The following is a 14010-nucleotide window of genomic DNA, read 5'->3' as shown; positions in this document are numbered from 1 at the left end:
GTAAAGGATATGACAGCGACAAAAAAAGAGATCATTACTAAGCTTCGGGAGGACCTCCTCGGGTGGGAAGGCTTTCGCCCGATTGCACCGGAGGAACGGCAGGCTTTCGCATTAGGGCCGATTGAAAGCGCCTTCCCGAACCAAATGTTCCCAACCGGTGCCCTGCATGAATTTATCAGCACACGCCCGGAATTTACGGCGGCTATCGGCGGCTTTATCGCCGGTATTATGCAGACGCTGCTCGAAAAAGGCGGCGTATGTGTATGGGTGAGCTATACCCGTCGGATCTATCCGCCGGCGCTTAAACGCTTCGGGGTCAATCCCGACCGGATCATATTTGTCGACGTAGCCCGCGAAAAGGATGTGTTGTGGGTGACTGAGGAAGCGCTGAAGTGTAATGGCATCGCAGCAGTGATCTGCGAAACGCGGCTGCTCAGCTTTATGGAATCCCGGCGGCTACAACTGGCCATTGAGCAAAGCCAGGTCACCGGCTTTATCCTGCGCAAGGACGTCAAGCACCTAAACACGACCGCCTGCATAGCGCGCTGGACGGTCAGGCCACTGCGCAGCCAGCTCAGGCCCGGCATGCCAGGCGTTGGACATCCGCGCTGGCAAGTTGAACTGCTGAAAGTAAAGAATGGTAATCCAGGCAGCTGGAATGTAGAATGGAAGGACAAGCAGTTTATGCCAGTTATCGAAACACCACAAAAAGAAAAAACCAAGCGCTATGCCTAAGCGCTTGGTATCCATATGGTTCAAATATTTACTGACCGACCGGGAGGCGATCCGCCTGAAGTCGCTCCGGGAGTTGCCCATGGCTTTTACCGAGCCGGATCACGGCAGGATGCTCGTTACTGCTATAAACAAAGCTGCTGAAGCTTGCGGGATCAAATCTGGAATTACCGCCGCCGATGCCCGAGTGATCGCGCCTGGCATCCAGCTTTTTGAAACGAAACCCGGCCGGAACATTAAATTACTGAAAGGCCTGGCCGAATGGTGCCTGCGCTATACGCCGTTGGTAATGGTCGATCCGCCGGACGGTTTACTATTGGATGTAACCGGCTGTACGCACCTGAAGGGCGGGGAAGCCGAATTTTTGAAAGATATGGTCGGCCGGCTACGCGGCTTGGGTTATACCATTCGTCCGGGCATGGCCGATACTATCGGATGCGCCTGGGCGGTTGCCCGGTGCGCCGAATCAGGCCTGATCGTACCACAGGGTGGCCAGCGTAATGCGCTCATGCCGCTGCCGCCGGCTTCTTTGCGCCTTAGCCTCGAATTGCTCGTCAAACTCAATCAGCTCGGCTTTTACCAAGTGGGCGGCTTTATTCACATGCCGAAATCAGTACTGAAACGACGCTTTGGCGGCAATATGGTACTGCGGCTTTACCAGGCGCTCGGTCAGGAAGCGGAATTCCTGCTGCCGCTGAAAGAACCGGTGCCCTACAGTGACCGGATCGCTTTGCTGGAACCCATAAGCACCCGAGAAATCATAGAGACAACCGTACACGCGCTGATCGATACGTTGTGCAAACGGCTTTATGGCGAAGGCCTTGGCCTGCGCAGCGCAGTATTAACATATTGCCGCATCGACGGCAAATCAGGACAGTTAACCATTGGCACCAACCATCCGAGCCAGCGCACCGACCATATTTTTAAATTGTTTGCCTTGCAATTCGACCAGGTCGCTCCGGGCCTGGGAATCGAGCTGTTTATTTTGGACGCACCTAAAACCGAGCCGGCCAGCGATAAGCAAAGCTTACTTTGGAACGGCAAACCGGCGGCGGACAGCGAACAGGTGGCCGAGTTGCTCGACAATGTAGGCGCCCGTGTTGGCAAAGATCGTATCCACCGCTACCTCCCGCAGGAGCACCACTGGCCGGAACGTGCTGCCGGTAATACAACCGACTTGACGCAAACCCCGGAGAGTGATTGGCCCGAGGATAGAATCCGCCCCGTACAGTTGCTGGAACCACCTGAATCTATCGAAGCGATGGCACTGACACCCGATTATGCGCCCCGGCAATTTGTCTATCGCCACGAGCGGCATATCATTGTGAACGCCGACGGGCCGGAAAGGATCAGCCATGAATGGTGGATCGAGGACGGGGGGTACCGGGACTATTATGTGGCTGAGGATGAAGAGGGCATGCGCTACTGGCTGTTCGGCACCCCTAACGATCTGCCCGGACAGACCCGGCGCTGGTTTATTCACGGTTATTTCCCATGAGTTACGCGGAGCTGCAGGTCACGAGCAATTTCAGCTTCCGGCTCGGCGGCAGCCATCCGGAGGAACTCGTCGATACGGCGGCTGACCTGGGTTACACGGCTATAGCCCTCACCGACCGGAATACTTTTGCGGGTGTTGTCCGCGCCTACGTGGTGGCTAAAGACCGCGGCATCAAATTTATCCCGGCTGTACAGCTTGACCTGCTGGACGGCCCCAGCCTGCTGGCTTATCCGACCGACCAGGCGGCTTACTCACGACTTTCGGGATTACTTACTATAGGGAACCTGCGGGCTGAAAAAGAAAAATGTTTTCTCTATAAGGCCGACGTTTACAAGTACAGTGAAGGCAGCATCTTTGTGATCATTCCGCCGCAAAGCATTACCGCCGAATTCGAGCTGCCCAAAAAGTTCAAAAACGAGGCAGCCGAATACCGGCAAAATCTAAAGAACTTATACCTCGCTGCCAGCCGGACGTTTGCTGACGGCGATGCGAAACGGCTGTTCCTGCTGTCCGAGTTGGATGTCCCACTGGTCGCGACTAATAATGTGCATTATCATGATCCGTCGCGTCGTGAGCTGCAAGACGTGCTAACCTGTGTACGGGCGAAACGTACCATATTTAATGCCGGTTATCTGCTGCACCAGAACGCGGAGCGTTACCTAAAAGAAGCAAAAGAGATGGAACGCTTGTTCCATGCCTATCCTGATGCTATAGTCAACACTCAAAAGATAACGGACGCTTGCAACTTCGATTTAAAGAGTTTACAATACGAATATCCTGATGAGTTGGTGCCTGAAGGGATGACCGCCGATGATTACCTCGCCGAGGTCACTTTTAAAGGCGCACACGAATTCTTTGGCGAAACACTGGCACCTAAATTGGAAAAGCAGCTGAGGTTCGAGCTGGATTTTGTGAAGCGCCGCGGTCATGCCAAATATTTTCTAACCGTACACGATTACGTCGCCTGGGCACGTTCTCAAAAAATCCTGTGCCAGGGCCGTGGCTCGGCGGCGAATTCGGCGATGTGCTATTGCCTGGGCATCACGCCAGTAAACCCGATGAAGTACCGGCTGCTGTTCTCGCGCTTTATGTCTGATGACCGGCCAGAGCCACCGGATATCGATGTGGACTTCGAGCACGAGCGCCGGGAAGAAGTCATGCAATACGTATTCAGACGTTTTGGCCGTGACCGTGCGGCCATCCTGCCGACCGTAACCGTATTGCAAAGCAAGGGCGCGATCCAGGATGTAGGCCGTGCAATGGGATTGCAGGTAGATACGGTTAAAAAATTATCCAAAGCATTCGGGGAACTGGCGGATGAGCATATCGATGAAGAGACGATCATTAAGCTCGGACTGAACCCGAAAGAACGGCACTTACGGAAAGTAATCCAGCTGACGGGTCAGCTCATCGGTTTCCCGCGCCAGCTCGGTCAACATACCGGCGGGTTTGTCATTACACAGGGAAAATTGAGCGACCTGTGCCCGGTCTTCCATGCGCGCATGATCAACCGAACCAATATCGAGTGGAACAAGGACGATATAGATGCGCTGGGTTTCATGAAGGTGGACCTTCTTTCGCTGGGTATGCTGACCGCAATCCGAAAGGCATTTGATCTGGCGAAAAAACATCACGGGCTTGACCTGACGCTGGCCAATATCCCGCAGGATGACCCGAAAGTTTTTGAGATGGTGACCGCCGCTGATACCGCCGGAACCTTCCAGGTGGAAAGCCGCGCGCAGATGGTCATGGCACCTCAGCTAAGGCCTAAAAACTTTTACGACCTGGCTATCCAGGTAGCGCTCGTCCGCCCCGGCCCGATACAGGGCGACATGGTGCATCCCTATATTCGTAGGCGACAGGGCCTGGAGCCGGTCACCTACGAATCGGACGAGATCAAAGCGATACTGGAACGTACGCTGGGCATCCCGCTTTTTCAGGAACAGGCGATGGAACTGGCCATCGTGGCGGCGGGCTTTACCCCGACTGAAGCCGACCTGTTGCGCCGAAGCATGGCTACTTTTAAGTTTAACGGCCTGGTGACCAAGTTTGAGCACAAACTGATCGGCGGCATGATCGCCCGCGGCTATAGTCGCGAATTTGCTGAAAGGATCTTTAAGCAGCTGGAGGGTTTTGGCAGCTACGGTTTCCCGGAAAGCCATGCCATTAGTTTTGCCCACCTGGTCTATGTTTCCTGCTGGATCAAATGCTATTACCCTGATGTATTCGCCGCTGCGATCCTCAACAGCCAGCCAATGGGTTTTTATCAGCCCGCGCAGCTGGTGAGCGATGCTTACAAGCACGGCGTTTCGCTACGTAACATTGACATCAACCATTCCGAATGGGATTATACCTTGAAAGAAACCAAAGGCAAATTCTGCGCGCTACGCCTTGGCTTCCGGCAGGTTAAGGGCTTAAGGGAAGAAGACAGCCATTTTCTGACAGCGGCCCGGACGCAAGCCTTTACCCGCATGGAGCAGCTGGCGGAAGCCGGTGTGTCACAGGCAGGAATTGTCCTGCTGGCTAAAGCCGATGCTTTTCGTTCCATCGGGCTGGACCGCAGGCAGGCACTTTGGGAAGCCGAGGCTCTGAAAGACCGGCCCATCGGCTTATTTGCCGGGCAGGCATCCAACAGCGCCTATGAGCCGCAATTGCAATTGCCCTTGATGCAGTTGTCTGAGCATGTATTGCAGGACTATGCCACGACAGGACTATCAATCAAGGCGCACCCGCTCAGTTTCCTCCGGCCGCAATTACAAAAACTGCGCGCGCTGAACACTAAACAAGTGAAGCAAGCTGCTAACGGGCAGTATGTCCGGCTGGCAGGGATCATGCTTTTCTGCCAGCGCCCGGGCACGGCTAAAGGCGTATGCTTTATCACTTTGGAGGATGAGGAAGACACCTGCAACCTGGTTGTATTTAAGCAGAATTTTAAAAAATTTACAAAGGAGATCCTATATTCTGACGTCCTTTGCGTCGAAGGCCGTGTACAACAGGAAGGCGGTAGCACGCATTTGATCGTAACAAAGTGTTATGACTACTCGCGGCTGCTCGGGCAGTTAACCGATGACAAGGCTGCGGAGGCCCGCCAGCTTAAAAATTCCACCGCAGCTAAAAAGGTCGATCCTTATGCCGATGCTTATTTTGATAACGCGATAAGTGCAGAAGACCTAAAGAAGCCCTTTCCGAAAAGCCGGAATTTTAAATAATATTAATTAAAACAGTGTTAAATTTCCCGGACGTCCAGACAACACCTTTTGTTCGCTTATAACCGCTTCATCCGCCGGTGGTTCAGGTTCAAATGACGCTGCCGGCCAATGGTCGAATTCCAACTCTTCTCGATAGAGGTAAGTGGTATCCAATGCGGCGAGTTCCGAAAAATCCCGCGGTGTCGCCTCCATGGTTTTACGATAATCCGGGTCGATCGTACAATAATCCAGTAAGCGGGATGGAATCTGAGTGCGCGCGATCTGCTGCAGCCTTTCTTCATTAGGTTTTTCCATCAACCATTCCCAGGCTAGGTCCTCCGTTAAGATCGTCGGCATGCGCAGTTTAGTATTGTGAATCTGCTTCATGAGCTCATTGGCCTTAGTAATCCCAATGGCAACAGTATTTACAAACTCAGTAGTTTCCGGGTCAAGCCACTCATTGTACAAGCCCGGCATAAAAAAATACTCCTGTCCTTTTACCTGTACGTTATAAGGATATTTGATCGTTTCTTTGAGTTCCTGTCCCTTTTTGCCAATTTTGGGAACATGCCGTGATTCTACGATACCCGTTGAGAGTACTAGGCAACGACGGTTCTTAGCTGCATCGGCCCACATTGAACGTTTACCATCCTCTTTGACGAACATATTCTCCGACTTAAAGTTAAGCGTGGTGTACTTTGCCCGGAAAATATTGGCTTCCGCCCGCGTTTTTATAAAGCCAGGCACATAACCCCACTCGGCCTGCTCTATCTCGAAATCTTTACCATCCTCGGTTTGCACCAATATCGCACACGGCGCATAATTAAAACCGTTATGCACGCCAACATTTAAGAAATTATAGCGGCTCACCGCTTTTGCGAGCGACTTCAATTTGATGAATTCAGCCCTGGTAACTTTCTGCCCGTTGTAGTAACACATACGCTTAAGTTTTATTTTTCTTGTTCTTAAAATACCGTGCAATTAAAGGGCCAACCTTTTCCGCCTCTACCTGCCGGCCTTCGGGCAGCGATGTCCAAAACCGGCCTTTCGGCCCTTCAGTCACTGTTAAGATCAGTGCCTTGCCGTGCAAGGGAAGATCGACATGGAAGACCCTCTGCTCGGCGATATTATGCTCGCTGACACGAACAGCCTTGCCTTCATATTTTATTTCAAAAAATGGGACGTCTTCAACCATTCCTAAAGTTACAAACTTTGATAATAAATAGTTATCCATTATTATTCGCACTGTCTAATAACACCTTTGTGCCATCAGTCAAATATTGGCAAATTGACGTTTCAAAATATGAGGTTTAAGGGCGACAGATGAGGTGAACCGTTCAGAATATTGTTGATCGAAGCGAAGAAGTTGTTAGAGGTTGTCAATAGGTAGGATGAAAGGGCGCCGGCATTGTCGAATTAATAAAGGACGCGGCTCACTGGTCCGTCAACATAAGAAACGTTCTCTTTAATTGCGCAATAAAGGCAGCCCGGTTCAAATTACTAATACTTGTTTTAAGTTGTTTTCGCCGCTGCGAACGGTTTAACCATGGTAAGTTTTGCTTTGTTTCGTTTTTTAAACGGTGAAAAGTAGCTTTCTTATCTATAGGCTTGTTTTCAAAATGCTGTTCGATGAAACGTTCAAAAATAGCTTTGCAGCTTAAAAAGAAATATTGATTTCGTGTGCCGTTTACTGTTAACTGAGACATGGCTTGGTCCATGTTCTCGGTACTCAACAGTAAATCATAAAAGTCAGTGAAATCCTCTATGAGCGTGGAAACAAGAATTTCTTCTCTAGGCCCGATATAGCCCCAGTATGGTGCCGGTCGCTTTATATCTATCATCTCCCAGATGTTACAGCCGCAACAAGCTGCAAGGGAGATCATCAATTGATTGTGCATTTGTACATTGATCATCCGGCAGTGATCTTGAAAGTTTTTCCACGTGATTTTTTCGCCGTTTTTCATTACCAACCCCATGGGGTTGCCGTGCATTTCAAAATGGATTATTGGAAATAATTCATCATGTACCACATTGGCACAAACCTCGTCCAACGCGTTGAAAAATTCTTGACGGGTCGATGAATTATAGAAATAACTACCCTTACCCGTTAAAGAACAACGACGGGAAATAATAGAGTCAAATAAATCGCGGCCGGTTTGCGGTTCGTTATCCGGCAACGATTGGATAACTACAACACCATTATATTTTAATAAAACTGTACCCATGTGATGCTAAAAACAGATGTAAAGATATAATTATAGCTGGTTTGGATTTGGTGCCAAATTGATATTTGGAGCTATATAGGAGAAAACAGATTTATCGATCGATTGTTCCAGCACGATCAGACTAACAGTTAATTATGGGTTTGTAAGAATGTCGTATCTAAATTACCAAAATGGCTTTAGTATTCCATTGAAAGAATCGATAGAATTTTTATATTAACATTTTAGCGGTTATTTTCACTTTCAAATACTATTGGTAGACATTCTGGCATAAAATTAATTGGGCACAGTTAATGATTAATCCTTTTAAGATCAATTAAAGCATTGGTTAAAAAAGGTTTATGGATGAATATCGACTTATCTTTAATTTTTTTGACGTAGGTGCTGGAGACGCAATTTGGATTAATTTTTTAGGAGATGATGATAAAAGGCACCATATTTTCTTAGATGGTGGCTATGGATATGCCTATAAAATGGGTTTCGGCCCCCTATTAAAGGATATGATTGCTGGTGGACTTTCCGTTGACCTATGGGCTATCACCCACATAGATCTCGATCATATAGGCGCTGTTCTGAGTTTTGTACAAGATAATAAAATTCATGACAAAAGTGCACTCATGAAAAGCTATTGGTTCAATTATACAGGTGTTCCTGTTCCAAAAACTAACGGCAAAATTGGTGTACAACAAGGAATAGATCTTCGGGATTATTTGGCCGGGTTAGGGAATTTGCCAAATGAAAAAATAACTACTGCGAGCGGTGAAGTAAATTTATCAGGTCTTAAATTGACTATCCTATCGCCAACACCTGAGAAACTTTCCAATGTTGAAGGCATTTGGAGTAAAGAAGAATTAAACGGGAAAGTCGGCAGAAGCGAAAGCGACCACAATAAAAAAATAGAAGATTTTGATGGAAAAGCGTTTTCTGAGGATGGTGATCCAGTTAATGCAAGTTCAATAGCTTTCTTGCTTGAATATCAAGGATTGAAAGCTTTATTCCTTGCTGATAGCCATCCATCTGATATAGTAACTTCTTTAATGGCTTTGGGTTATTCTAAAGAAAATCCGTTAAATATCGAATTTGCAAAAATTTCTCATCACGGCAGCAAAGCCAATACCAGCCCTGAATTGCTTGAAATGATTAATACAGCTAATTTTTTGTTTACAGCAAATGGCGTAAGCAATAAGCATCCCGATAAAGAATGTTTGGCACGGATTCTTACCGGCAAAACCCGGCAAAAGCATCTTAACTTTATCTTCAGCAGCAAAACAGATGAAATAAAAAACCTTTTCGCAGTGGATGATGACCCTTATGCTAAATATAATTTCAGTTGTTTATACATTGCAAATGATTCTAATCGATATACCTTAACCTTTTTACCAATTAAGAAAGATGACAGCGAATGAATACATAAGCCAAAATGCAACTGTTAAAATAAAATGTAATGGTGTGACGGGTACTGCACTGTTGTATTTTCCATCAGACGAAGTGGAATATATGTATGTGTTCACTGCCAAACATTGTTTAGCGGGTGAAGATTTTGATAAAACATTTGTGCCGAGTGATATTAAGCTCGAAAAACTATTTAATGCAGCAACATTTGAATTCCATGAGTTTCAGCTTTCAGATACTGACGTAGTTGTTTGTTCGCCGGAAAATGAGTTAGACATTGCTTTATTGGTATTACCAAAAACTAAGATTGTCAATTTAATAGGTAAAAGTTTTTTTTACGAATGTATAGAGTCTGCCGAAAAAAGCGATCAAGGTAGTTTACGAGGTTTTGCAGATTTTAACCAGGGCGACGAAGATCGTCCGTTTGAAGCTAATTTTATTGAGAATATAAAGGACAAACCACTTCTTTTTATTGCAGATGCCGTTGATCCTCTCGATACTTATTTACAAAAGGCGTTAGATAACGTTAGTGGCTTGTCAGGTAGCGGCTATTTTTTGAATATTAATAACGTACAGCTTCTTTACGGCATAATTCACACCTATGAAGAAAAGAATCACTTTATAGGAACAAAGATAGCTGCACTTAACCGATTGATACCTCCAGGTTATATGCCTATCCCAACTGTTCAACCGGAGAAAAATGCGGATGTAATCGCATCATACCAGATTGCTGGCCAATTTAAAGAATCTCTTTACCGGAAAACTAAAGACACGGTTGCTGAAATAACTATTAAACGTGATACCAAACAAGCTTTAGAAAATCTTCAGATTCATAAAATAGCCGTCCTGCATGGATTCCCTGGCGTTGGAAAATCAGCAGCGGCCAAAGCAATAATATCGGAGCTTGAAAAAGATGGCAAAGCAACGGTCTTGGCATTTGCCGCAGACCTATTACAAAGTAACACCTTCAATGAAACGTTGCTCAAAGCGGGCTATAAATCACAGTTAAATGATCTTTTAAACAGTCAACTTGCTGGTAAAAAGGTAATAATATGGATCGAGAGTTTTGAGAAGTTGGTTGAATTGGGTGCCGATGATGCATTTATGGATCTTCTTTTTTTACAAAAGAACAATCCGCAAATACAGATCGTAGTGACAATCAGGGAATATTTATTACAAAAATTCAAGGTCACCTATCACTATGAATTACCGAGGGCTGATATTTACACCAGAGTAAATGAATTTACCGAAGATGAGTTTAATATCATTAAGGAGCGACTTCCTGAAATGACGCCCTTGTTTTCAAATCATAAATTAACCAGGTTATTAAGAACGCCCTATTACTTAGATAAAGCAGTTCGCATCTTTCCTCAACTAAACAATGTAGAAGATATTGACGAAATAACTTTTAAGAAGTTAATGTGGCAATATATTATTGAGGCCGGGGATGTGCGACGGGGACTTGTATTTCAATCAATATCGCTTAAGCGGGCTTTAGAACTAACATTATTTACAGATACATCACAACCCGCTGATCTCGTTGAGGCGCTTGTTAAGGACAATATCCTTCAAGTCGAGGCAGGAGAACTTGCAAATAGATTTGCACCCTCTCATGATATTTTGGAAGACTGGGCCTTAATCAGAGTAATAAAATTACTTCGGCAAAAGTCGGAGTCGCCAATTAAATTTATTGAGTCGCTTGGCAATAGTCCGGCCATACGTAGGGCCTTCCGGTTATGGTTAGAGGAGCTGTATAAATATGAAAGCGATGATGCAAATGAGTTTACCAATACGCTGCTGTCCGATCCTAATGCTCCTACCGCCTGGAAGGATGAACTAATTATTTCAATCCTTAGGTCAAGTTATGCTGGAGCCCTGTTTCAACAAGTCGAAACTCAATTATTGGCAAACGAAGGCGACCTGGTACAACATTATATAAATCTTCTTCAGGCCGCGTGTAAGACGTTAAATAATGCCAATTCAAATTTTGATGACAATTTTCCGGTAGGTTCGGGTTGGGATACAATGATAGTTTTTTTGGCGTCCCATGTTACAGAAATCAAAGACGATCCTGCGTTGATGATGAAGGCAGTGTTTGTTATTCAATCGTGGGGGAAACAACTCCCTGCTTTTGCCCCCAATAAACTTCCACGTTCGGCCGGGAGTGCTTCGTCATTATTGAAAGTATTTCTGGAAAAATACTACGAGTTGCTGGATCACCCAAGACGTAACCACGCAAGTGAATCTTTAGAATTTAAGATCATCCGGTTATTATTTAGTTTGACTAAGGATAATTTAGATGCGACTCGTGAAATCGTAGAAGCAGCCTTAGCGCTGCCCAAAACAGAAACTGGTTTTTGGGTAAACCAATCGTTACTGCGCGACATTCGTTACTACCTTATTGATGGCGTTGTAAGTGACCAAATCTGTCGGTTTTTTCCAGATACCGTATTAGAAATAGCCCAGGAAGAATGGCGGGAAAAGGAGAAAGTCCACCGGCCAGGCAGCCTTATGTCTATGATAAAACCTGAGAAAGGCCCCGATTATTACGGACTTGATGAAAATATAGAATATCATTACGGTATGGCCAGCGGCTATCAGACATTTTTCTACTGGATGTTTCTGCATCATCCTGATAAGGCTATTAAGTTTTTAATACCTTTTTTGAATAAAGCTTTTGCAAAAAATCAGGAAGGTAGATTTCGTACAGATGAAGATCGCCAGCTGATAACTGCTACTATCGATCAGGAAGAAAAAGTCTATTTCGGAAGTTTTCGGTACTGGTCAATGTACGCTGGAAGATATGGGGATAATAGGGTTATTCAATCTTTGTTAATGGCTCTTGAAAATGGACTGTTTGACCTTGCTGCTAAAGGAGTGAATAGCTATGTTCAGTGCAGAAAAATTATAGCTGAATTAATTTCCCAGTCTAATAATGTTGCAGTTTTAGGGGTTGTTTCAAGCATTATTCAAGCCTATCCGAATTTACTTGATGAAGCCTCGGTAAAACTATTCGGCGTTCGGGAATTTTTTGAATGGGATTCGACGCGCCACAACTCCGATCTCTTAAATCTTGATTATTACAATGATGATAAGTTTTTAGTCGAAGAAAGAAAAGTTGCTTCAAAACGGAAGCATCGTACTTCATTTTACAGGGGAATGATCCAATTTGTTGCTGATTATATGTTTTACATTCAGACCTATAACCAGCTTTTGTTTGCAGAGATTGATAAAATGTGGGAGGTGGCCAGACCAGATGATGTTATATGGCGAAAGGCACTGTATGACATGGACAGTCGGAAATATTCCTTTAAACCCGTCGCCCTTCCTGGTTATGAAAATTATGTAGCCTATACTCCGGAATACGACGAGGGTGTAAGTGAAATGGTAGAAGATTATAAGAATAGTGTGGGGCTGTTTCCAATATTTGGCGGTGTTTGGGCTTCGGAAGTTTATAATGGCCCCTTGAAAGAAACGCATACCTATGAGAATTGGAAGTTGGGATTCGACTTTTTACAATTACCTAAAAACGGCAACTCCTTTATGAGTTCGCCAGGCGTATTTGCAGCAATTGGTCTGAAAACGTTCTATGATACCCTATCACAGGAAGAAAAAGAATGGTGTTTTGTTCATGTTAAAGCCGGTGCAGAAAAGACGTTGATCAAACGTGATTTCATGGATATCGATTTAAATATATATGATCAAAACCCGGTGTTATATGCTGTCCCATTTCTTCTGAAAAAACAAATGACAAAAAAAGAGGAGATCGAGATAAAAGCTTTAATTTTTAAGTTACTTATTGCCCGATTTGATGGAACAGCGAAAGCTCATTTCCTTCTGGGAATATCAATTAATTTATGGAAGATAGCTCCATCTTTTGCATTAAGCTGTTGGTATGGTCTGCTGGAGTACATTGAATTAGAAAGGGCAAATAATTCTAAAAGAGCTTTTGGCTATCTCGATGAAGAATGGGATCTTGACAGTCACTTTATACCAGAAGTTAAACCAATTGACAATGAAAGTTGGAAAGAAGAACTTATTTTAACCGTGGCCAAACAAAAAAACAAGCATATTATCCCGGATATTTTCACACTTGAAATTAGTACGCATTGGCAATTTGATTGGTCATTGCAAATGATTTCGCCTAACAATTCTTTGCCTGAAGTGCACAAGTTTATCAGCAACACAAAGAAGATGCATCTTGATTTTATTGCCGACCTTAAATTGAGGGAGAAGGATGATTTTTCAGAGAGCAGAAGTGCGTTTAAACAATTTTATGCAAGGTTTATCCTAAGTCAACCTGATATTACTGCAAAAGCATTATTCAAGGAACTTCTAAACGAAACCCTAATTGAAGACGATACTTTAAACATTAAAGCGAAAAACAATTACGTTCGCGAATTAATTCAGCAGCACATTTCCTCTATTAACAATTGGTATAACGACGACCAACCCATAGAACGTTTTTGGATTCTATGGTCAGAAATGCGAGACTTCATTATTTCAACCCTAAAGCCGTTCTTATTACGCCTGTTTTTGCTTGATATTGACTGGACCGAAGCAAGTTCAGAATGGCACGTACTTAACGGCAAAAAAGGTTTTTACGGTGAATTTATAACGCTATATGGATTTAATGATATTAATTCCTCATTCAAATTTATATCGGGCGTAGGCATGAAAAATTTCATGCCGGATTCGATTGCGTGGACTGCCTCTATGCTAATGTCGGATAAGGCACCCATTGCAAAAACTAAATTATTGGAAAAGTTCATAGAGCGGGCCTTTTATAATTTTGGCAAGCAAATCAAATCGAGCAAAAAAAACCTTGAAGATTTCTTATTTATTCTTGACCTGCTTATCAAAAGGGAATCTACTAAAGCCTATATGATTAAAGAGGAGTTATTGCAATACAGATAATTTATAAATGGCAATGTGATGAAAAATTAAGCGATGGTTATTTTACTAACTTTATCATCCA

The 14010-nt window shown here is 44.7% G+C and carries 8 protein-coding genes; 5 read left to right on the top strand and 3 right to left on the bottom strand.

All coding sequences use genetic code 11. The features are described 5' to 3' along the window. Positions 1-9: 9 nt before the first annotated feature. The 3 genes from RG47T_RS20305 to RG47T_RS20295 are packed head-to-tail and all read left to right on the top strand — an operon-like array spanning position 10 to position 5439. Entirely contained in the window at positions 10-735 is a 726-nt protein-coding gene (locus tag RG47T_RS20305) for an ImuA family protein (protein WP_074491256.1), read from the top strand. After that, positions 728-2230 carry a Y-family DNA polymerase gene (locus tag RG47T_RS20300; protein ID WP_074491255.1) on the top strand — a complete coding sequence of 501 codons (1503 nt, stop codon included), beginning with the start codon at positions 728-730 and terminating at the stop codon, positions 2228-2230. Before RG47T_RS20305 ends, RG47T_RS20300 begins: the two co-directional genes overlap by 8 nt. After that, entirely contained in the window at positions 2227-5439 is a 3213-nt protein-coding gene (locus tag RG47T_RS20295; RefSeq protein ID WP_074491254.1) for an error-prone DNA polymerase, read from the top strand. Before RG47T_RS20300 ends, RG47T_RS20295 begins: the two co-directional genes overlap by 4 nt. 6 nt (positions 5440-5445) lie before the next feature. On the opposite strand, the gene RG47T_RS20290 is transcribed toward RG47T_RS20295, so the two are convergent. The 3 genes from RG47T_RS20290 to RG47T_RS20280 all read right to left on the bottom strand — a co-directional run bounded on the left by RG47T_RS20290 (position 5446) and on the right by RG47T_RS20280 (position 7643). Beyond that, positions 5446-6357: an SOS response-associated peptidase gene (locus RG47T_RS20290; protein WP_074491253.1), complete on the bottom strand. Its 912-nt coding sequence runs from the start codon at positions 6355-6357 to the stop codon at positions 5446-5448. Between the two features lie 4 nt (positions 6358-6361). After that, complete coding sequence (locus RG47T_RS20285) at positions 6362-6652, bottom strand: hypothetical protein (RefSeq protein ID WP_139235710.1); 291 nt, start codon at positions 6650-6652, stop codon at positions 6362-6364. A gap of 199 nt (positions 6653-6851) precedes the next feature. Then, positions 6852-7643 carry a hypothetical protein gene (locus RG47T_RS20280; protein ID WP_074491251.1) on the bottom strand — a complete coding sequence of 264 codons (792 nt, stop codon included), beginning with the start codon at positions 7641-7643 and terminating at the stop codon, positions 6852-6854. Positions 7644-7981: 338 nt separating this feature from the next. Between RG47T_RS20280 and RG47T_RS20275 the strand changes: the two genes are divergently transcribed. Both RG47T_RS20275 and RG47T_RS20270 read left to right on the top strand, forming a co-directional pair. Then, positions 7982-9046 carry a ComEC/Rec2 family competence protein gene (locus RG47T_RS20275; protein WP_074491250.1) on the top strand — a complete coding sequence of 355 codons (1065 nt, stop codon included), beginning with the start codon at positions 7982-7984 and terminating at the stop codon, positions 9044-9046. After that, positions 9033-13949: a DEAD/DEAH box helicase family protein gene (locus tag RG47T_RS20270; RefSeq protein WP_074491249.1), complete on the top strand. Its 4917-nt coding sequence runs from the start codon at positions 9033-9035 to the stop codon at positions 13947-13949. The genes RG47T_RS20275 and RG47T_RS20270 overlap by 14 nt, the downstream gene beginning before the upstream one ends. Positions 13950-14010 lie beyond the last annotated feature (61 nt).

The sequence above is a fragment of the Mucilaginibacter polytrichastri genome, from assembly GCF_001911425.1.
GTDB lineage: Bacteria > Bacteroidota > Bacteroidia > Sphingobacteriales > Sphingobacteriaceae > Mucilaginibacter > Mucilaginibacter polytrichastri.
This window is presented reverse-complemented; position numbering and strand designations above follow the sequence as displayed.